Consider the following 18,776-nt stretch of genomic DNA (forward strand, 5'->3'; position numbering starts at 1 on the left):
CTTAGAAATAACCCTGACGTTTCTTTTCTTCCATCGAACCAGCGCCGTCATGGTCAATGACCCGGCCCTGGCGTTCGGAAGTTCGCGTCAGCAACATTTCCTGAATGATGTCGGTCAGGCTGGTCGCTTCGGACTCGACGGCACCGGTCAGCGGGTAGCAGCCCAGAGTGCGGAAACGGACCTTTTTCTTGACGATGCGCGACTTCTCTTCATCGGTGAGATGCTCGAGGATGCGCTCGTCGTCGATCATGATCAGCGTGCCGTTCTTCTCGATAACGTCGCGCTCGGCGGCGAAATACAGCGGCACGATCGGGATGCCTTCCAAGTAGATGTACTGCCAGATGTCCAGCTCGGTCCAGTTGGAGAGCGGGAACACACGAATCGACTCACCTTTGTTGACGTTGCCGTTGTAGACGTTCCACAGCTCGGGACGCTGGTTTTTCGGGTCCCAGCGGTGCTTGCTGTCACGGAACGAGTAGACGCGTTCCTTGGCCCGGGACTTTTCTTCGTCGCGTCGGGCACCGCCAAAGGCGGCGTCGAAACCATGCTTGTCGAGCGCCTGCTTCAGGCCCTCGGTCTTCATGATGTCGGTGTGTTTGGCGCTGCCGTGGGTGAACGGATTGATGCCCTGTGCCACGCCATCGGGGTTGATGTGGGTGATCAGGTCCAGGCCCATTTCCTCGACCATCTGGTCACGAAAGCGATACATCTCCTGGAATTTCCAGCGCGTATCGACGTGCATGACCGGGAATGGCAGTTTACCGGGGAAGAATGCCTTGCGCGCCAGGTGCAGCATCACGGCCGAATCCTTGCCGATCGAGTACAGCATCACCGGGTTATCGAACTCGGCGGCGACCTCGCGGATGATGTGGATGCTTTCCGCCTCCAGCTGTTTCAGATGCGTCAGTTTGTCAACCATGGCTACTCACGGATTGCGTTCGTTATGGACCGGGAAACCCCGGGGCGGCCAGCGGGCCGTATTCGAGCCGCGCACTTTAACATGCGTGATATCGCTAATCAGCGATGCAACTAGATCGAAACGATCTATGCATATGCCCTGCTGTTTGATCGTTCAAATCGGGTTCGGGCAGTCGATAAAGATATGTTCGAGCGCAAACCGCCGCGCCAGATAATCGCCCAGCGCCTGCACGCCGTAGCGCTCGGTGGCATGATGACCGGCGGCAATGAAGCTGATGTCATTCTCGCGTGCACTATGAAACGTCTGCTCCGACGCTTCGCCACTGAGGAACAGATCGACGCCTTCCAGCACCGCCTGATCGATATAGTTCTGACCACCGCCCGTGCACCAGCCGACACGGCGAATCATCTGACTGCCTTCAATGAGCAACGGCTCACGACCCAGCGCATCCTGCACGCGGCGGGCGAAATCCCGCGCAGTCACGGGCTCGGACAACGAGCCGATCAGCCCGACCACACGCGGGTTTTCAGGGTCCAGAGGGCCTTCGACCGTGATGTCCAGTTGACGCGCCAGTTGCACGTTGTTGCCCACCTCGGGGTGCACATCCAGCGGCAGGTGGTAGGCCAGCAGGCTGATGTCATGCTTGAGCAAGGTTTTCAGGCGACGCTGCTTCATACCGACGACACACGGGTTTTCGCCCTTCCAGAAATAACCGTGGTGGACCAGAACCAGATCAGCCTGAGCGTCGACTGCCGCGTCCAGCAGGGCCTGACTGGCCGTCACGCCGCTGACGATGCGCATGACTTGCGGGCGCCCTTCGACCTGCAGGCCATTGGGGCAGTAATCCTGAATCCGGGCACTGTTCAGATAGCGGTCGGCTTCTTCGACCAGGGTGCTCAGGGCAACAGCCATAAAAGACTCCTAAATATGCAGTTCAGAGCTGCGTTGTACTCGTATAATGCCCGCCATTATGGCGCACCCGTGGCAAAACTTTCTGCGCCCGCAACCATCAGGACTTGTTAAATGTTCAAGGCACTGCGTTTTTTCGGCTGGCCATTGCTGGCTGGCGTGCTTATCGCCATGCTGATTATTCAGCGCTACCCGCAGTGGGTCGGTCTGCCGAGCCTGGATGTCAATCTGCAACAGGCTCCACAGACCACCAATGTCATGCAAGGTCCGTCTTCCTATGCCGACGCGGTCATTGCCGCAGCGCCCGCGGTGGTCAACCTCTATACCACCAAGATGGTCAACAAGGGCAACAACCCGCTTTTCGAAGACCCGCAGTTCCGACGCTTCTTCGGCGACAACACGCCCAAGCAGAAGCGTATGGAATCGAGCCTGGGTTCTGGCGTCATGATGAGCCCCGAAGGCTACATACTGACCAACAACCACGTCACCACCGGCGCTGACCAGATCGTGGTCGCGCTCAAGGACGGCCGTGAAACCATTGCCCGGGTCATCGGCAATGACCCGGAAACCGACCTGGCGGTGCTCAAGATCGACTTGAAAAATCTGCCGGCGATTACCATCGCGCGCTCTGACAGCATCCGCATCGGCGACGTGGCACTGGCGATCGGCAACCCGTTCGGGGTCGGCCAGACCGTGACCATGGGCATCATCAGTGCCACCGGGCGCAATCAGTTGGGCCTCAACACCTATGAAGACTTCATTCAGACCGATGCGGCCATCAACCCGGGTAACTCGGGGGGTGCGCTGGTGGACGCCAGCGGCAACCTGATCGGTATCAATACCGCGATCTTTTCCAAGTCCGGCGGCTCGCAGGGCATCGGCTTCGCCATTCCGACCAAGCTGGCCATGGATGTCATGAAGTCGATCATCGAGCACGGTCAGGTCATTCGTGGCTGGCTGGGCATCGAAGTTCAACCCCTGACTCAGGAACTGGCCGAATCCTTCGGGCTGAAGGATCGTCCAGGTATCGTCGTGGCGGGCATCTTCCGCGACGGCCCGGCGCAGAAAGCCGGGCTGCAACTGGGCGACGTGATCCTGAGCATCAATGGCGAACCTGCCGGCGACGGTCGTCGCTCGATGAACCAGGTGGCGCGCACCAAACCCAAGGACAAGATTGCTATCGACGTAATGCGTAACGGCAAGGAAATGCGCCTGAGCGCCGAAGTCGGCCTGCGCCCACCGCCCGCCCCTACCCCGGTCGCAGCGCCGGAGTGATGCGCCAGTACCTCAAAATGAGGTACAGCACAGATCAGTGACGCCCGAAATAAAGGGCGTCCAGGCTTCTGCCCAAAGGACGTGGGAGCCAACTGCTCGCGAAGGCGTAGTCACGGATATAGATTTTCAGCGACTGCCCCGGCCTCTTCGTGAGCAAGCTCACTCCCACAGGTCCGGCGTGTTTTCAAGCCCTGTGGATCACTCCCGCAGGTCGGGGGTGTTTTCGAGCCACGTAGATGTTCTGCAGCAGCGCTGATCTTGTGAGAGCGAGCTTGCTCGCGAAGGCTTAGTCACGGATATATAGATTTTCAGCGACTGCCCCGGCCTCTTCGTGAGCAAGCTCACTCCCACAGGTCCGGCGTGTTTTCAAGCCCTGTGGATCACTCCCGCAGGTCGGTGGTGTTTTCGAGCCACGTAGATGTTCTGCAGCGGCGCTGATCTTGCTCGCGAAGGCGGTGTTTCAGTCGATGCATTTTCGGCGTTTGTGCAGACCCTTTCGCGAGCAAGCTCGCTCCCACAGGTCCGAGGTGTTTTCGAGCCATGTGGATTACTCACACAGGTCGGCGATGAGTGACGGCGCAGAGTCAGCCCGTTTTCGGGCTGACCGATCCGCTTCTCAGAGGTCGCTCAGACCTTCCAGCAACGCCTGGTGCTGCTCTGGCGTGCCGATGCTGATGCGCAGGAACTGGGCGATTCGCTGCTGTTTGAAGTGGCGGACGATGACGCCCTGCTCGCGCAGTCTGGCGGCCAGTGCTGCGGCATCGTGTCGCGGGTGGCGGGCGAAGATGAAGTTGGCTGCCGATGGCAGCACCTCAAAGCCTTTGCCCTGCAACTGCTCGACCAGTGCCTCGCGGCTTTCGATGACCTTGTTACGGGTCGTCTCGAAGTGCTCGCGATCCTCGAAAGCGGCCGCCCCGCCCACATTGGCCATACGGTCCAGCGGATAGGAGTTGAAGCTGTTCTTGACCCGCTCCAGCGCCTCGATCAGGTCAGGATGCCCCACCGCCAGGCCGACGCGCAGGCCGGCCAGCGAGCGCGACTTGGACAGGGTCTGGGTGACCAGCAGGTTCGGGTAACGATCGACCAGCGTAATGGCTGTCTCGCCACCAAAGTCGATATACGCTTCATCGACGACCACCACCGAATCCGGGCTGGCCTTGATGATCTGCTCGACCTTGTCCAGACCGAGCAGACAACCGGTCGGCGCATTCGGGTTGGGGAAGATGATCCCGGCATTCGGTCTGGCGTAGTCTTCGGCACGAATCTGGAACTGTTCGTCCAGCGGGACCGTTTCATAGTCGATGCCATACAGGCCGCAATACACTGGATAGAAGCTGTAGCTGATATCCGGGAACAGCAGCGGAGCATCGTGCTGAAACAAGGCATGGAAAATGTGCGCCAGCACTTCATCCGAGCCGTTGCCCAGGAATACCTGACTGGGCTGCACCTTGTAGTAATCGGCGACAGCGTGCTTGAGCAGATCGCTGTTGGGGTCCGGGTACAGGCGCAAGTCGTCGGTCAGCGCAGTGCGCATGGCGTCGATGGCCTTTGGCGAAGGGCCATACGGGTTTTCATTGGTATTGAGCTTGACCAGTCGGGTCAGTTTCGGCTGTTCGCCCGGCACATAAGGCACCAGATCGCTGACAAAAGGGCTCCAGAATTTGCTCATTATTTGCCGTCCTCTTTGTTGCCTGCTGTCCAGTCAGGGTCAGTGATTCGATATTCGGCACTGCGCGCGTGGCCGCTCAGGGATTCGCCACGAGCCAGCACGGACGCCGTCTTGCCCAGCTCGGACGCACCTTGCGGCGAGCAATAGATGATCGACGAGCGCTTCTGGAAATCGTAGACGCCCAGCGGCGAGGAAAAACGCGCCGTGCCGGAGGTCGGCAGCACGTGGTTGGGACCTGCGCAATAGTCGCCCAGTGCTTCGGAGGTGTGACGCCCCATGAAGATCGCACCCGCATGGCGAATCTGCGGCAGCCAGGCTTCCGGATCGGCGACCGACAGTTCGAGGTGCTCGGGCGCAATGCGATTGGCGACTTCGATGGCCTGGGCCATGTCAGCCACCTTTATCAGCGCGCCGCGACCGTTGATCGACGTTTCGACGATGGCCGCCCGCTCCATGGTCGGCAGCAGACGGGTGATGCTGGCCGCCACCTTGTCGAGAAATTCGGCATCCGGACTGACCAGAATGGCCTGGGCATCTTCGTCGTGTTCGGCCTGCGAGAACAGGTCCATGGCAATCCAGTCAGGATCGGTCTGGCCGTCACACACCACCAGAATCTCGGAAGGACCGGCGATCATGTCGATCCCGACTTGGCCGAACACGTGACGCTTGGCGGTGGCCACATAAATGTTGCCAGGGCCGACCACCTTGTCGACTTTCGGCACGCTTTCAGTACCGTAAGCCAGCGCTGCAACAGCCTGCGCACCGCCGATGGTAAACACCCGGTCGACACCTGCAATGCAGGCAGCGGCCAGCACCAGCTCGTTGATTTCACCACGCGGCGTCGGCACGACCATCACCACCTCGGTCACACCTGCCACCTTGGCCGGTATGGCGTTCATCAAAACCGACGACGGGTAGGAAGCCTTGCCACCCGGCACGTACAGGCCTGCACGGTCCAGCGGCGTAACCTTCTGGCCCAGCACCGTGCCGTCGGCCTCGGTGTAGCTCCAGGAGTCCTGCTTCTGCTTTTCGTGGTAGCTGCGCACACGCTCGGCGGCCTTTTCCAGGGCTTCGCGCTGACCCGGGGTAATGCGCGTCAACGCAAGTTCCAGACGCTCGCGAGGCAGGATCAGGTCCGCCATCGACGCGACCTGCAGCCCGTCGAACTTCTGGGTGAACTCGACCAGCGCCGCGTCGCCACGCTCACGCACCGCCTTGATGATGTCGAGCACGCGCTGGTTGACCGAATCGTCAGACACACTTTCCCAGCTCAGCAGATGATCCAGATGTCGTGCGAAATCCGGGTCAGCAGCGTCGAGTCGGCGAATTGCAGTGGGAGTGGTCATAGCGGGGCCTCAATAATTGGCGGATGCTCAGGAGCCTAAAGCTACCAAGCTATCCGCGCAGGCACCTGAGAAATCTGGCTATGACACGGATAGCTGGACGCAACTCAACGTTGCGTGAATGAATCAGCTACGGTGTCGCGACTCCACTGCCTTGCGCAGGGTGTCGATGAGGGCCTGAATGCGTGCGTGCTGCATCTTCATGGAGGCCTTGTTCACCACCAGACGCGAGCTGATGGTCGCGATCAGTTCCTGAGGCTCGAGGCCGTTGGCGCGCAAGGTGTTACCGGTGTCGACCACGTCGATGATCTTGTCTGCCAGACCAATCAGAGGCGCCAGCTCCATGGAGCCATACAACTTGATGATATCGACCTGACGCCCCTGCTCGGCGTAGTAACGCTTGGCAACGTTGACAAACTTGGTCGCTACGCGCAGACGGCCCTTGGGCTCGACCGCCCCAATGGCACCCGCAGTCATCAGCCTGCATTTGGCAATCTGCAGGTCCAGCGGCTCATACAGGCCCTGACCGGTGTATTCCATCAACACATCCTTGCCTGCGACGCCCAGATCGGCGGCACCATGCTCGACATAGGTCGGCACGTCGGTGGCGCGTACGATCAGCAGGCGCACATCGGCCTGAGTCGTGGGGATGATGAGCTTGCGGCTCTTGTCCGGATTCTCGGTCGGCACGATGCCCGCTTCAGCGAGAAGCGGCAGGGTGTCGTCAAGAATGCGGCCCTTGGACAGTGCGATGGTCAACATGGGAAACGTAAGTCCTTATCAGGAAACTTTTGTCACGACGCAAGCGGCGCATGACAACCCTCAGGCCTGTTGACCTGAAGTGAAACGAATCAGAAATCACACCCGCGACAGAACAGGCGGCCCCGATGCCAGCGGCATCAGGGCCGCGTGCTGCTAGCCCGGAACGCGGCGGATCTTGGCACCCAGCATTTGCAGCTTCTCTTCGATGCACTCGTAACCACGGTCTATGTGGTAGATGCGGTCGATCAGCGTGTCACCCTGGGCAACCAGCGCCGAGATCACCAGACTGGCCGATGCACGCAGGTCGGTGGCCATGACTGGCGCGCCCTTGAGTACTTCGGTGCCGGTAACAATAGCGGTATTGCCTTCGACCTGAATCTGAGCGCCCATGCGGTGCATTTCATACACGTGCATGAAGCGGTTTTCGAAGATGGTCTCGATGACCGCCCCCGTGCCTTCGGCAATCGCGTTGAGCGAGATGAACTGCGCCTGCATGTCGGTCGGGAACGCCGGGTAAGGCGCGGTACGCACATTGACCGCCTTCGGACGCTTGCCGTGCATGTTCAGCTCGATCCAGTCTTCACCGGTCGTGACTTCTGCACCCGCTTCCTGAAGCTTGAGCAGCACAGCTTCGAGGATGGTCGGATCGGTGTCCTTGACCTTGACGCGACCGCCGGTAACGGCAGCGGCCACCAGGTAGGTGCCGGTCTCGATACGGTCAGGCATGACCTTGTAAGTGGCCGGGCCCAGACGCTTGACGCCATCAATGGTGATGGTGTCGGTACCTGCGCCGTGAATCTTGGCACCCATTGCGATCAGGAAGTTGGCCAGATCGACAACCTCTGGCTCGCGCGCGGCGTTCTGCAGCACGCTGCGACCGTTGGCGAGGCTGGCAGCCATCATGATGTTTTCGGTACCGGTCACGCTCACGGTATCGAAGAAGAAGTTGGCACCGCGCAAGCCACCCTCAGGTGCCTTGGCCTTGATGTAGCCACCTTCTACGTCGATGATCGCGCCCATGGCCTCAAGACCGCGAATGTGCAGGTCTACCGGGCGCGAACCGATGGCACAGCCACCCGGCAGAGCGACTTCAGCCTCGCCGAAACGAGCGACCATCGGGCCCAGCACCAGAATCGACGCGCGCATGGTTTTCACCAGCTCGTACGGGGCGACCAGGGTCTTGATGGTGCGCGGGTCGATCTCGACACTGAGCTTTTCGTCGATCACAGGCTCGATGCCCATGCGACCGAACAGCTCGATCATGGTCGTGATGTCGTGCAGGTGCGGCAGGTTCTGAACGGTGACGGGTCCGTCCGCCAGCAACGTGGCGGCAAGGATCGGCAGGGCAGAGTTCTTTGCCCCGGAAATGCGAATTTCGCCATCAAGACGAACGCCGCCGGTAATAATCAGTTTATCCATTAGAGTCTCGACACCAATTGGCTCAGGAACGCTCGGCCCATGCAGCGCGGCTGAAAAATTTCATGGTCACCGCGTGGATGCTGCCATCGGCAATCCAGGGGTTCAGATGGGTATAAATCTGTTGCTGACGCTTGACCGGGCTCAGGCCGGCCAACTCGTCGCTGATGATATTCAGCTGGAAGTTACAGCCTTCGCCTTCGACTTCCACTTTGATTTCCGGCAGCTTTCCTTCAAGGAAGCTTTTAACTTCTACGGCCTGCATGCTTAACCTCGATCGGCGCTGTACGCGCGCGGGTCTGGCATCATACAAAAAAAGCCCATGTTATGCGAAGCCCGACAAGCAGGTCCCGGATAAAGGGCTTTTTCGATAGTGCCTTTCAGTGGGCGTCCAGCAGCTCGGTCAAACCTGATACGCGAGCTATCTGGCGCATGTCTTCGGGGAGCGAGCGGAGGGTCATCGACTTTCCCGCATCCCGGGCATCGCGCATGAACGCCAGCAACAAGGCCAGGCCGACGCTGCTGGACTTCTCGACCCCCGAGCAGTCAAGCGTGAGGTCTGCCAGATCACCGGATTTGATCAGTGCCGCACCCTGCTTGCGCAGTTGCGGCCCTGTGCGGTAATCCAGCACCCCGATCAGCCTGAGCTCACCCGGCCCGACAAGGCGAACGGCAGATTCGGTCATTGCACCGGCTTCTGCGTGGCATCAACGGTAGATTTGGTCTTGGCCACTTCGCCAGCCCAGTTGTTGATGGTGGTGTCCAGGTTGTTGCCGTTGCGCTGCATGGCATCGGCGAACTGGTCACGGAACAGCTTGCCGATATTGATGCCGTTGATGACGACGTTACGCACTTTCCACTCGCCGTTCAGCTTGACCAGCGTGTAGGAGACCGGATAGACCGCGCCGTTATTGCCCTTGACCTGCATGTCCACGCTGGTGCGGTCATCGCCTTCATCCTTGGCAGGTGCGACGGTGATGCCCTGGTTGTTGAATTCAAGCAACGCATTGCCATAGAACTGCATCAGGCTGCGCTTGAAGTTTTCCTCGAAACGCTTCACCTGTTCAGGGCTGGCCTTGCGGGAATACTTCACGGTCATGATGCTTTTGGAGATGCCGTCGGCATCCACGACAGGACCGACGATGCGGTTCAGGGCATCGTAGAACGCGCTTGGGTTGGATTTGTACTGCTCGCGATTGGTCGCCAGGTCACTCAACAGTTCCTTGGTGGTGCGCTCCACCAGGTCATGAGCCGACGGGGTCGCCGCGGCATTCGCCAGCATTGGCAGAGTGGCCAGCAATACCAGCAGACCACGGCGCAGAATAGAGATCATTTGAAGCTCCTCACTTGGCGTCTTTACTAACAGTATTGAGCAGGAATTTTCCGATCAGGTCTTCCAGCACCAGCGACGACTGCGTGTCATGGATAGTCCCGCCATCCTTGAGCAGCTTGTCATCACCACCGACGCTGAGACCGATGTATTTTTCACCCAGCAAACCAGCCGTCAGAATCGACGCAGTCGAGTCCGAAGGCAGGTTATCGACCTTCTTCTGAATCTCCAGCGTGACGCGACCGGTGAAGGTATCGCGATCCAGATCGATCGCCGTCACCTTGCCGATCGTGACGCCAGCCATGCTTACCTTGGCTCTGACAGTCAAACCGGCAATATTGTCGAAGTAGGCATAAAGTTTATAGGTGTCGGTGCTCGCGCTTGTGCTCAGACCACTGACTCGCAGGGCCAGCAGGAGCAGAGCCAGTATCCCCGCCAGCAGGAACAGACCGACTCCGGTTTCGATGGCACGGTTTTGCATCAGAAATCTCCAAACATCAAAGCGGTCAAAATAAAGTCCAGTCCCAGCACGGCCAACGAGGCGTAAACGACGGTTCTGGTCGTCGCGCGACTGATCCCCTCGGAAGTAGGCTCGCAATCGTAACCCTGGAAAACGGCAATCCATGTCACCACGAAGGCAAATACGACGCTTTTGATCACCCCATTGAGCACATCGTTCGTGAAAGAAACGCTGTTCTGCATGTTCGACCAGAAAGAACCGTCATAGACTCCCAGCCAATCGATCGCCACCCAGGAAGCGCCCCAGATACCGACCACGCTGAAGATCATCGCCAGAATCGGCAGCGAGATGAACCCGGCCCACAGACGCGGCGCCACGATGTACTTGAGCGGATCGACACCGATCATTTCAAGGCTCGATAGCTGCTCGGTGGACTTCATGTTGCCGATCTCGGCGGTCAACGCAGAGCCTGCACGACCGGCGAACAGCAAGGCCGTCACCACAGGGCCGAGTTCACGCAACAGCGTCAGGGCAACCATCTGGCCGACCGCCTGCTCCGAACCGTATTTGGTCAGGATGCTGAAGCCCTGCAGCGCCAGCACCATGCCGATGAACATGCCGGACACCACAATGATGACCAGCGACATGACGCCAACCGAATACAGCTGCCTGACCAGCAACTGGAAACTGCTGCCCGCACCGCCGCGACCGAGCAAGGCATGCACCAGAAACAGACCGGAACGCCCCAGAACAGTAACAATATCAATGGCCGAGCGCCCCAGCAGGCGAACCCGGTCCATCAGTGACTTATTGCGCATCAGCGCTTCCCCAATAGATCTTCGCGAAAATCCGGCGCCGGATAGTGGAACGGTACAGGGCCGTCCGGCTCGCCGGTCATGAATTGACGAATACGTGGATTGTCCGAGGACATCAGTTCCTGAGGCGTCCCCTGCCCCAGCACCTGCCCGTCGCCGACAACATAGAGATAGTCGGCAATGCTCGCCGTCTCGCTGAGGTCATGGGACACCACGATACTGGTGATACCCAGCGCGTCGTTGAGCAGGCGGATCAGACGCACCAGCACCCCCATCGCAATCGGGTCCTGCCCGACGAAAGGCTCGTCATACATGAGAATCTGCGGGTCGAGAGCGATTGCGCGCGCGAGCGCGACACGACGCTTCATGCCCCCCGACAATTCGTCCGGCATCAGTTCCACCGCACCGCGCAGGCCCACGGCCTGAAGCTTGAGCAGAACGATGTCGCGGATCATTTCTTCCGGCAGCTCGGTATGCACGCGCAGGGGAAAGGCGACGTTTTCGAAAACATCCAGATCGGTAAACAGCGCACCGCTCTGAAACAAAACGCCCATCTGCTTGCGGGCATCGAACAGATCACTGCGCGATAGCTCAGGCAGATTCTGGCCATTGACCCACACCTGCCCTTCGCTCGGGCGCAACTGGGCACCCATCAGGCGCAGCAGGGTCGTCTTGCCGCAGCCTGACGGCCCCATGATCCCGGTGACCTTGCCGCGCGGAATACGAATATCAACGTTATTGAAAATGCTGCGCGCACCGCGTTTGAAAGACACACCTTTCAACTCGACCGCATAGGCGTCATCAGGACTCATCTAAACTCCTTGCGATACAGCTTCCGCCACAAGCCGCCGGTTGTTGAACACCGACAGGCTGTCCAGGCGTGCCGAACAGGCCGCGAACTATATCACCGCAGCCACCCGCCCCCAAGAAGAGAACCGAGCGGTTCAGGTATTCGCTGAATTATTCTGTACCACAATGTTATGGCCACAGGCTTGAATACAGACCCGCAAGTACGTAGGAAATTCGTTTAAAAACAACACAACGACGATCAGACGTGAGGGAATCGTTCATTACCGCTATAATCGCCGCCTTTCAGCAGGCTGACCCTTTCCAGACATGAACCAATCCAGTGACCTGATCCAATCGGCGCAACGCACCATTCGCCTTGAGATAGAAGCCATGCAAGGCTTGCTTGAACGTCTTGACGGCGATTTTGTGCGCGCGTGCGAAATGATCCTCGCCAGCAAAGGGCGCGTGGTCGTGGTCGGCATGGGCAAGTCCGGACACATCGGCAACAAGATCGCCGCCACGCTGGCGAGCACCGGCACCACCTCGTTTTTCGTGCATCCGGCCGAAGCCAGCCATGGCGACATGGGCATGATCACCCGTGATGACATCATCCTGGCCCTGTCGAACTCCGGCAGCACCAACGAAATCGTCACCCTGCTGCCACTGATCAAGCGCCTGGGCATAAAGATGATCAGCCTGACCGGCGACCCCGAGTCCATTCTGGCCAAGGCTGCCGACATCAACCTCAACGCGCATGTCGTGCATGAGGCCTGCCCGCTCAACCTGGCACCGACGTCCTCGACAACCGCCGCACTGGTCATGGGCGACGCCCTCGCCGTGGCGCTGCTCGACGCGCGCGGTTTCACTGCCGAAGATTTCGCATTCTCCCACCCAGGCGGCGCACTGGGTCGCCGCCTGCTGCTCAAGGTCGAGAATGTGATGCACTCCGGCGAATCACTGCCCAGCGTGCAACGTGGCACCCTGTTGCGCGACGCACTGCTTGAAATGACTCGTAAAGGTTTGGGCATGACGGCCATCGTCGAAGCCGACGGCACACTGGCCGGCATCTTCACGGACGGTGACTTGCGCCGGACACTGGACCGCCCCGTCGATATCCGCCAGACCATCATCGACGAGGTCATGACGCTTCATGGCAAGACCGCCCATGCCGAGATGCTCGCCGCCGAGGCGCTGAAAATCATGGAGGACAACAAAATCAGTGCGCTTGTTGTCGTAGACCAGAACGACCGGCCGGTTGGCGCATTCAACCTGCAGGATCTCCTGCGCGCAGGCGTCATGTAATGGAAACCGAAATAATGACTCAGGATCTCATGCAACGCGGCAAGGCCATCAAGCTGGCAGTCTTCGATGTCGATGGCGTGCTGACCGATGGCCGCCTTTACTTCATGGAAGACGGCAGCGAGATCAAGACATTCAATACCCTCGACGGCCAGGGCATTAAAATGCTGATAGCCTCGGGCGTCACCACGGCGATCATCAGTGGCCGCAAGACCGCGATAGTCGAGCGCCGGGCAAAGAGCCTGGGCATTGAACACCTGTTCCAGGGACGTGAAGACAAGCTGGTGGTGCTGGACAAGTTGCTTGCAGAACTCAACCTTAGTTACGAACAGGTCGCCTATCTGGGTGATGATCTGCCAGACTTGCCCGTCATCAGACGCGTCGGTCTGGGCATGGCAGTGGCCAATGCTGCCGGCTTTGTACGCGAGCATGCACACGGGATAACCAGAGCGCGAGGCGGCGAAGGTGCAGCGCGCGAATTCTGCGAACTGATTCTGAATGCGCAAGGCAACCTTGAAGCGGCTCACTCCGCCTATTTATAGAAGCCATTATGTTCACTAAAAAAATTCGCAAGTTCCTGCTTCTCGGGATACTGGCGCTGCTGCTGGCAGCGGTCGGTTACTGGAACATCAGCCCGGAAAGCTTCATGGATCAACCGGTCTCGACGGTCGACGACACGGTCATCGACTACTATGCAATCAACGCCCACAGCGTTCAGTACCTGCCCGACGGCACACTTCAGTACGACATGACCTCCGACAAGGTGGAGCATGTGAAAGCCACTGACGTGACCCTGCTGACCACGCCCGACCTGCACATGTACCGCGGCGGCGAGTTTCCCTGGCACGTACAGAGCAAGAAAGGCGAGGTTTCGTCCGGCGGCGACCAGGTCGAGCTGATCGATTCCGTGCGCGTCGAACGTACCGATGAAAAACAACGTACGACTATTATCACCAGTAGTCGCATGACCGTATTCCCTCAGAAGCAATATGCGCAGACCGACCAAGACGTTAGAATCGACGGCGCAGGCGGTGTGACCACGGCCAAGGGAATGAAAGCGTATTTGAAAGACAGCAGGATGGACCTGCTGTCCAACGTAAGAGGACAGTATGAGGCTCGTTAAAACTCTTCCTTTATTGCTCGGCCTGGGCGCAGCACTGGGAAGCGCGAGCGCCTGGTCCCTGCCAACCGACCGAGATCAGCCTATCCACATCCAGTCTGACGATGCTCAGCTCGATGACAAGAAAGGCGTGGCGACTTACAAGGGCAATGTCATCATCACTCAGGGCTCGATGAAAATCACGGGCAACACCGTGACGATCACGCGTAATGCCCAGGGCGAAGTCGACGTATTTACCTCCGTCGGCAACCTGGCCTACTACGAGCAGAAGCCTGCCGTGGACAAGCCGATCGTGCAGGCCTATGCCGTCACCATCCAGTATTACGCCGGCCAGGACCGTATCGTCCTGATCGACAAGGCCAAGGTCATCAATGACGGCAACACCTCGGAAGGCGAGAAAATCGTCTACGACACGGTCAGACAGGTCGTCAGTGCCGGTCGGGCCAATGGCGGCGCCAAGGTGACCACGCCACGTCCGCGTATCGACATGGTCATCCAGCCGAAAAAGAAAACCGATCAACCTCAGAAGGCCCAGTAAATGGCGACGCTCAAAGCCCAGCATCTGGCTAAAAGCTACAAAAGCCGGCAGGTCGTGCGCGATGTGAGCATCTCCATCGACAGCGGCCAGATCGTCGGCCTGCTGGGCCCGAACGGCGCCGGCAAGACCACCTGCTTCTACATGATCGTGGGTCTGGTCCAGGCTGATCAGGGGCGCGTGCTGATTGACGATCTGGATGTCAGCCATCAACCCATGCACGGTCGCGCCCGCGCAGGCATCGGCTACTTGCCTCAGGAAGCCTCGATCTTCCGCAAGCTGTCGGTGTCCGACAACATCATGGCGATTCTCGAGACCCGCAAGGAGCTCGATGCCGGTGCTCGCCGCAAGGAGCTGGAAAGCCTCCTGCAGGAGTTCCACATCACCCATATCCGTGACAACCTGGGCATGAGCCTGTCGGGTGGTGAACGTCGCCGTGTGGAAATCGCCCGGGCTCTGGCCACCGCGCCTAAATTCATCCTGCTGGATGAACCGTTTGCAGGTGTCGACCCTATTTCGGTAGGCGACATCAAGCAGATCATTCACCATCTCAAGGCCAAGGGTATCGGTGTACTGATCACTGACCACAACGTCCGGGAAACGCTGGATATCTGCGAAACAGCCTACATCGTCAACGATGGACAGCTGATTGCGGAAGGCGATTCGGAGACCATTCTGGCGAATCAGCTGGTGAAAGAGGTCTACCTCGGCCACGAGTTCCGCCTTTAATCGACTGCCCTTTGCGCTTCGCAGCCGATTGATGCCTACGCAGTGTATTGACAACATTTTATTTGTCATATCACTCTAGGCAAATGCACAGGTTTCAGGCATATAATTTGCTTAAGTTGGCGCCACGGCGCCTGTAGTAGATGGCGCATGCGCGCCGGCGAATAAGGTGTTTAGCCCCTGCCATGAAACCATCGCTAGTCTTGAGAATGGGCCAGCAGCTGACGATGACACCGCAGCTGCAACAGGCAATCCGCTTACTTCAGCTTTCCACTCTGGATCTCCAGCAGGAGATCCAGGAGGCGCTGGAGTCAAACCCTATGCTGGAGCGGCAGGAAGAAGGCGACGACTTCGACCATTCCGACCCGCTTGCCGACAACATCGAACAAAAGCCCAACCCCGACGTTCAGGAACCGACCTATCAGGAATCCGCGCCTACCGTGGACAACCTTGAAGAAGGTGAATGGAACGAACGCATTCCCAACGAGCTGCCCGTCGATACCGCATGGGAAGACATCTACCAGACCAGCGCCAGCAGCCTGCCAAGCAACGATGACGACGAGTGGGACTTCACCACGCGCACCTCTGTGGGCGAAAGCCTGCAAAGCCACCTGCTGTGGCAACTGAATGTCGCGCCGATGTCCGACAAGGACCGTCTGGTAGCGGTTACGCTGATCGACTGCATCAACAACCAGGGTTATCTCGACGAGACGCTCGATGAGATTCTCGAGTCCTTCGACCCCGAACTGGACATCGAGCTCGACGAGATCGAGGCCGTCCTGCACCGCATCCAGCAGTTTGAACCTGCCGGCATCGGCGCTCGCAACCTGAGCGAATGCCTGCTGCTGCAACTGCGCCAGCTGCCAGCAAAAACACCCTGGCTGACAGAAGCACAACGCCTGGTCAGCGACTACATCGACCTGCTCGGAAGCCGCGACTACGGCCAGCTGATGCGACGCATGAAGCTCAAGGAAGACGAGTTGCGTCAGGTCATCGAACTGGTGCAGAGCCTCAACCCGCGTCCAGGCTCGCAGATCGAATCCACAGAAGCCGAATACGTCATTCCGGATGTGATCGTGCGCAAGGACAATGAACGCTGGCTGGTCGAACTCAATCAGGAGTCGGTGCCGCGCCTGCGCGTCAATCCGCAATACGCGGGCTTCGTACGGCGCGCCGATACCAGCGCAGACAACACCTTCATGCGCAATCAGTTGCAGGAAGCGCGCTGGTTCATCAAGAGCCTGCAAAGCCGCAACGAAACGTTGATGAAGGTCGCCACGCAAATCGTCGAACATCAGCGCGGCTTTCTCGAGTACGGCGACGAGGCCATGAAGCCGCTCGTCCTGCACGACATCGCCGAGGCAGTGGGCATGCACGAGTCGACCATCTCACGCGTAACCACCCAGAAGTTCATGCACACCCCACGCGGCATTTACGAGCTGAAATACTTCTTCTCAAGCCATGTGAGCACCTCCGAGGGCGGTGAATGCTCGTCCACGGCAATTCGCGCAATCATCAAAAAACTGGTTGCGGCGGAAAATCAGAAAAAGCCGTTGAGTGATAGCAAGATCGCTGGTTTACTGGAGGCACAAGGCATTCAAGTAGCCCGTCGCACAGTCGCCAAGTACCGTGAGTCTCTCGGGATCGCCCCTTCCAGTGAGCGTAAGCGGCTGATGTGATGCAGGCCGAGCCACAGCGTCCCAGAGGCATGCGCCATGCCTGCCTCTTTATGCACTGGCAAAGGAGAAAGCTGTATGCAAGTCAACATCAGTGGACACCAACTGGAAGTGACCAAACCCCTTCGTGAATACGTTGAGCTCAAGCTCAAGAAGCTCGAGGGGCATTTTGACAAGATTACCAACGTGCAGGTCACGATGACGGTCGAAAAGCTCAAGCAGAAGATCGAAGCCACGTTGCACATCCATGGTGGAGAGGTCGTTGCCAATGCTGAACATGATGACATGTATGCTGCCATCGACCTGCTCACTGACAAGCTAGACCGACAATTGCTCAAGCATAAGGAAAAGCAGCAAAGCATCCTCAAAGGTGCGGCCGCTCGCTAACGCCCATTTAATGATCCGAATCGAAAATATCCTGACCCCCGGCCGCTCCCTTGTGAACGTGCCGGGCGGCAGTAAAAAGCGTGTACTCGAAGAAATTGCCAACCTGATCGGCCGTGAAGTGCCGGGCATGGTGTCGGACACAGTATTCGCAAGTCTCGTCGCCCGGGAAAAACTGGGCTCGACCGGTTTTGGCAACGGTATTGCCATCCCCCACTGCCGCCTCGCTGACTGCAGCGAGCCTGTCAGTGCAGTGATTCACCTCTCCACCCCTGTGGATTTCGACGCCATCGATGGTGCGCCGGTCGACCTGCTGTTCGTCTTGCTGGTCCCGCAAGCTGCCACCGATGAACACCTGGAGCTGCTGCGCCAGATCGCCAGCATGCTCGACGACAAAGATGTGCGTAAGCGCCTGCGCAGTGCCGAAAGCGCTGAGGCGCTTTATCAAGTGGTGCTGGACGTGCAGAACGGAAACTGACCATGCGCATGATCATCGTCAGCGGTCGCTCCGGCTCAGGCAAGAGTACGGCGCTCGATGTGCTGGAAGACAACGGCTTTTACTGTGTCGATAACCTGCCGGCCGGCCTGCTGCCGGAGCTTGCCGAGCGCGCGCTGATCAACACCGAACTCGCCGAACCGCTGCTGGCGGTTTCGATAGATGCCCGCAATCTGCCCAGCCACCTGACCCGTTTTCCGCAGATGCTGAGCGAAGTACGCTCGCGCAATATTCAGTGCGACGTGCTGTATCTGGATGCAGACGAAGCCACCCTGCTCAAGCGCTTCTCGGAAACCCGGCGCCGCCACCCGCTGAGCACGGCAGATCGTTCGCTGGCCGAAGCGATACGTGACGAAACCGCACTGCTTGGCCCGATCATCGATCTGGCCGACCTGAAGATCAACACCACCCACCTGAATCTCTATCAGTTGCGCGACGCGCTCAAGCTTCGTCTGCTGAACAAGCCCGAGCCAGGCACTGCATTTCTGATCGAGTCCTTTGGTTTCAAGCGCGGCATGCCTGTCGATGCAGACCTGGTATTCGATGTGCGCTGCCTGCCCAATCCGTACTGGAAGCCAGAACTGCGCGACCACTCGGGGCTTGAACAACCCGTTATCGACTACCTGTCGGTGCAGCCTGACGTCGAAGAAATGTTTCAGGACATCTTCGCTTACCTGAACAAATGGCTACCCCGGTTTGCAGCCAGTAACCGTTCTTACGTTACCATTGCCATCGGCTGTACCGGCGGACACCACCGTTCGGTCTACCTGACCGAGCGGCTTGGTCAGGTCTTGCAACAATCACTCAAGAACGTTCAGGTCCGCCACCGCGACCTCAGCTGAAGGATTTTCAC

Annotated in this window: 22 protein-coding genes; 10 read left to right on the top strand and 12 right to left on the bottom strand. The window is 58.7% G+C overall.

What is annotated here, in order from left to right; translation table 11 throughout:
* Position 1: 1 nt before the first annotated feature.
* Positions 2-919, bottom strand: coding sequence for a sulfate adenylyltransferase subunit CysD (gene cysD / locus KBY08_RS06135; protein ID WP_003313577.1), 918 nt, complete (start codon positions 917-919; stop codon positions 2-4).
* Between the two features lie 153 nt (positions 920-1,072).
* The gene (locus tag KBY08_RS06140; protein ID WP_003406058.1) at positions 1,073-1,831 is read right to left on the bottom strand and encodes a Nif3-like dinuclear metal center hexameric protein; all 759 of its coding nucleotides are present in this window, start codon (positions 1,829-1,831) and stop codon (positions 1,073-1,075) included.
* Between the two features lie 111 nt (positions 1,832-1,942).
* Between KBY08_RS06140 and algW the strand changes: the two genes are divergently transcribed.
* Complete coding sequence (gene algW, locus KBY08_RS06145; protein ID WP_003340656.1) at positions 1,943-3,103, top strand: Do family serine endopeptidase AlgW; 1,161 nt, start codon at positions 1,943-1,945, stop codon at positions 3,101-3,103.
* Positions 3,104-3,719: 616 nt separating this feature from the next.
* Here algW and hisC read toward each other — a convergent pair.
* From hisC to KBY08_RS06195, 10 genes are all read right to left on the bottom strand, one after another.
* Positions 3,720-4,772 (bottom strand): histidinol-phosphate transaminase, encoded by a 1,053-nt coding sequence (hisC, locus tag KBY08_RS06150; protein WP_024640787.1) that lies wholly within the window; start codon positions 4,770-4,772, stop codon positions 3,720-3,722.
* A complete protein-coding gene (gene hisD / locus KBY08_RS06155) occupies positions 4,772-6,118 on the bottom strand; it encodes a histidinol dehydrogenase (protein WP_011268859.1) in 1,347 nt (448 codons plus the stop codon). The genes hisC and hisD overlap by 1 nt, the downstream gene beginning before the upstream one ends.
* Positions 6,119-6,241: 123 nt before the next feature.
* Complete coding sequence (gene hisG / locus KBY08_RS06160; RefSeq protein ID WP_005739058.1) at positions 6,242-6,877, bottom strand: ATP phosphoribosyltransferase; 636 nt, start codon at positions 6,875-6,877, stop codon at positions 6,242-6,244.
* 153 nt (positions 6,878-7,030) lie between these two features.
* The gene (gene murA, locus KBY08_RS06165; protein ID WP_002555078.1) at positions 7,031-8,296 is read right to left on the bottom strand and encodes a UDP-N-acetylglucosamine 1-carboxyvinyltransferase; all 1,266 of its coding nucleotides are present in this window, start codon (positions 8,294-8,296) and stop codon (positions 7,031-7,033) included.
* Positions 8,297-8,318: 22 nt separating this feature from the next.
* Positions 8,319-8,558: a BolA family protein gene (locus KBY08_RS06170; RefSeq protein ID WP_002555079.1), complete on the bottom strand. Its 240-nt coding sequence runs from the start codon at positions 8,556-8,558 to the stop codon at positions 8,319-8,321.
* Positions 8,559-8,673: 115 nt separating this feature from the next.
* Complete coding sequence (locus tag KBY08_RS06175; RefSeq protein ID WP_003313585.1) at positions 8,674-8,979, bottom strand: lipid asymmetry maintenance protein MlaB; 306 nt, start codon at positions 8,977-8,979, stop codon at positions 8,674-8,676.
* Entirely contained in the window at positions 8,976-9,626 is a 651-nt protein-coding gene (locus KBY08_RS06180; RefSeq protein WP_003400251.1) for a phospholipid-binding protein MlaC, read from the bottom strand. Before KBY08_RS06180 ends, KBY08_RS06175 begins: the two co-directional genes overlap by 4 nt.
* A 10-nt stretch (positions 9,627-9,636) precedes the next feature.
* The gene (gene mlaD / locus KBY08_RS06185) at positions 9,637-10,104 is read right to left on the bottom strand and encodes an outer membrane lipid asymmetry maintenance protein MlaD (RefSeq protein WP_003313587.1); all 468 of its coding nucleotides are present in this window, start codon (positions 10,102-10,104) and stop codon (positions 9,637-9,639) included.
* The gene (gene mlaE, locus KBY08_RS06190) at positions 10,104-10,901 is read right to left on the bottom strand and encodes a lipid asymmetry maintenance ABC transporter permease subunit MlaE (RefSeq protein WP_003313588.1); all 798 of its coding nucleotides are present in this window, start codon (positions 10,899-10,901) and stop codon (positions 10,104-10,106) included. The genes mlaD and mlaE overlap by 1 nt, the downstream gene beginning before the upstream one ends.
* A complete protein-coding gene (locus KBY08_RS06195) occupies positions 10,901-11,710 on the bottom strand; it encodes an ATP-binding cassette domain-containing protein (RefSeq protein WP_003313589.1) in 810 nt (269 codons plus the stop codon). The genes mlaE and KBY08_RS06195 overlap by 1 nt, the downstream gene beginning before the upstream one ends.
* A gap of 304 nt (positions 11,711-12,014) precedes the next feature.
* Here KBY08_RS06195 and KBY08_RS06200 point away from each other — a divergent pair, with 304 nt between their 5' ends.
* The 9 genes from KBY08_RS06200 to rapZ all read left to right on the top strand — a co-directional run bounded on the left by KBY08_RS06200 (position 12,015) and on the right by rapZ (position 18,765).
* The gene (locus KBY08_RS06200) at positions 12,015-12,989 is read left to right on the top strand and encodes a KpsF/GutQ family sugar-phosphate isomerase (protein ID WP_003400250.1); all 975 of its coding nucleotides are present in this window, start codon (positions 12,015-12,017) and stop codon (positions 12,987-12,989) included.
* Entirely contained in the window at positions 12,989-13,528 is a 540-nt protein-coding gene (locus tag KBY08_RS06205) for a KdsC family phosphatase (RefSeq protein ID WP_024661039.1), read from the top strand. Before KBY08_RS06200 ends, KBY08_RS06205 begins: the two co-directional genes overlap by 1 nt.
* Before the next feature lie 8 nt (positions 13,529-13,536).
* Positions 13,537-14,109 (top strand): LPS export ABC transporter periplasmic protein LptC, encoded by a 573-nt coding sequence (gene lptC, locus KBY08_RS06210; protein WP_111522104.1) that lies wholly within the window; start codon positions 13,537-13,539, stop codon positions 14,107-14,109.
* On the top strand, positions 14,096-14,644 hold the full coding sequence (gene lptA, locus KBY08_RS06215; RefSeq protein WP_002555088.1) for a lipopolysaccharide transport periplasmic protein LptA: 549 nt from the start codon (positions 14,096-14,098) through the stop codon (positions 14,642-14,644). Before lptC ends, lptA begins: the two co-directional genes overlap by 14 nt.
* The gene (lptB, locus tag KBY08_RS06220) at positions 14,645-15,370 is read left to right on the top strand and encodes an LPS export ABC transporter ATP-binding protein (protein WP_002555089.1); all 726 of its coding nucleotides are present in this window, start codon (positions 14,645-14,647) and stop codon (positions 15,368-15,370) included.
* 182 nt (positions 15,371-15,552) lie between these two features.
* Positions 15,553-17,046 carry an RNA polymerase factor sigma-54 gene (locus KBY08_RS06225; RefSeq protein WP_003340639.1) on the top strand — a complete coding sequence of 498 codons (1,494 nt, stop codon included), beginning with the start codon at positions 15,553-15,555 and terminating at the stop codon, positions 17,044-17,046.
* 75 nt (positions 17,047-17,121) lie between these two features.
* Positions 17,122-17,430, top strand: coding sequence for a ribosome hibernation-promoting factor, HPF/YfiA family (gene hpf, locus KBY08_RS06230; protein ID WP_002555091.1), 309 nt, complete (start codon positions 17,122-17,124; stop codon positions 17,428-17,430).
* Positions 17,431-17,440: 10 nt separating this feature from the next.
* Complete coding sequence (gene ptsN, locus KBY08_RS06235) at positions 17,441-17,905, top strand: PTS IIA-like nitrogen regulatory protein PtsN (protein ID WP_003400244.1); 465 nt, start codon at positions 17,441-17,443, stop codon at positions 17,903-17,905.
* 2 nt (positions 17,906-17,907) lie between these two features.
* Complete coding sequence (gene rapZ, locus KBY08_RS06240; protein ID WP_024661037.1) at positions 17,908-18,765, top strand: RNase adapter RapZ; 858 nt, start codon at positions 17,908-17,910, stop codon at positions 18,763-18,765.
* Positions 18,766-18,776 lie beyond the last annotated feature (11 nt).

The sequence above is a fragment of the Pseudomonas sp. P135 genome (assembly GCF_020312125.1).
Taxonomy (GTDB): Bacteria; Pseudomonadota; Gammaproteobacteria; order Pseudomonadales; family Pseudomonadaceae; genus Aquipseudomonas; species Aquipseudomonas fragariae.

Bases quoted from the DNA above. Each gene is read 5' to 3' on its own strand.
- cysD (WP_003313577.1), bottom strand. From the start codon at position 919: ATGGTTGACAAACTGACGCATCTGAAACAGCTGGAGGCGGAAAGCATC.
- KBY08_RS06140 (WP_003406058.1), bottom strand. From the start codon at position 1,831: ATGGCTGTTGCCCTGAGCACCCTGGTCGAAGAAGCCGACCGCTATCTG.
- algW (WP_003340656.1), top strand. From the start codon at position 1,943: ATGTTCAAGGCACTGCGTTTTTTCGGCTGGCCATTGCTGGCTGGCGTG.
- hisC (WP_024640787.1), bottom strand. From the start codon at position 4,772: ATGAGCAAATTCTGGAGCCCTTTTGTCAGCGATCTGGTGCCTTATGTG.
- hisD (WP_011268859.1), bottom strand. From the start codon at position 6,118: ATGACCACTCCCACTGCAATTCGCCGACTCGACGCTGCTGACCCGGAT.
- hisG (WP_005739058.1), bottom strand. From the start codon at position 6,877: ATGTTGACCATCGCACTGTCCAAGGGCCGCATTCTTGACGACACCCTG.
- murA (WP_002555078.1), bottom strand. From the start codon at position 8,296: ATGGATAAACTGATTATTACCGGCGGCGTTCGTCTTGATGGCGAAATT.
- KBY08_RS06170 (WP_002555079.1), bottom strand. From the start codon at position 8,558: ATGCAGGCCGTAGAAGTTAAAAGCTTCCTTGAAGGAAAGCTGCCGGAA.
- KBY08_RS06175 (WP_003313585.1), bottom strand. From the start codon at position 8,979: ATGACCGAATCTGCCGTTCGCCTTGTCGGGCCGGGTGAGCTCAGGCTG.
- KBY08_RS06180 (WP_003400251.1), bottom strand. From the start codon at position 9,626: ATGATCTCTATTCTGCGCCGTGGTCTGCTGGTATTGCTGGCCACTCTG.
- mlaD (WP_003313587.1), bottom strand. From the start codon at position 10,104: ATGCAAAACCGTGCCATCGAAACCGGAGTCGGTCTGTTCCTGCTGGCG.
- mlaE (WP_003313588.1), bottom strand. From the start codon at position 10,901: ATGCGCAATAAGTCACTGATGGACCGGGTTCGCCTGCTGGGGCGCTCG.
- KBY08_RS06195 (WP_003313589.1), bottom strand. From the start codon at position 11,710: ATGAGTCCTGATGACGCCTATGCGGTCGAGTTGAAAGGTGTGTCTTTC.
- KBY08_RS06200 (WP_003400250.1), top strand. From the start codon at position 12,015: ATGAACCAATCCAGTGACCTGATCCAATCGGCGCAACGCACCATTCGC.
- KBY08_RS06205 (WP_024661039.1), top strand. From the start codon at position 12,989: ATGGAAACCGAAATAATGACTCAGGATCTCATGCAACGCGGCAAGGCC.
- lptC (WP_111522104.1), top strand. From the start codon at position 13,537: ATGTTCACTAAAAAAATTCGCAAGTTCCTGCTTCTCGGGATACTGGCG.
- lptA (WP_002555088.1), top strand. From the start codon at position 14,096: ATGAGGCTCGTTAAAACTCTTCCTTTATTGCTCGGCCTGGGCGCAGCA.
- lptB (WP_002555089.1), top strand. From the start codon at position 14,645: ATGGCGACGCTCAAAGCCCAGCATCTGGCTAAAAGCTACAAAAGCCGG.
- KBY08_RS06225 (WP_003340639.1), top strand. From the start codon at position 15,553: ATGAAACCATCGCTAGTCTTGAGAATGGGCCAGCAGCTGACGATGACA.
- hpf (WP_002555091.1), top strand. From the start codon at position 17,122: ATGCAAGTCAACATCAGTGGACACCAACTGGAAGTGACCAAACCCCTT.
- ptsN (WP_003400244.1), top strand. From the start codon at position 17,441: ATGATCCGAATCGAAAATATCCTGACCCCCGGCCGCTCCCTTGTGAAC.
- rapZ (WP_024661037.1), top strand. From the start codon at position 17,908: ATGCGCATGATCATCGTCAGCGGTCGCTCCGGCTCAGGCAAGAGTACG.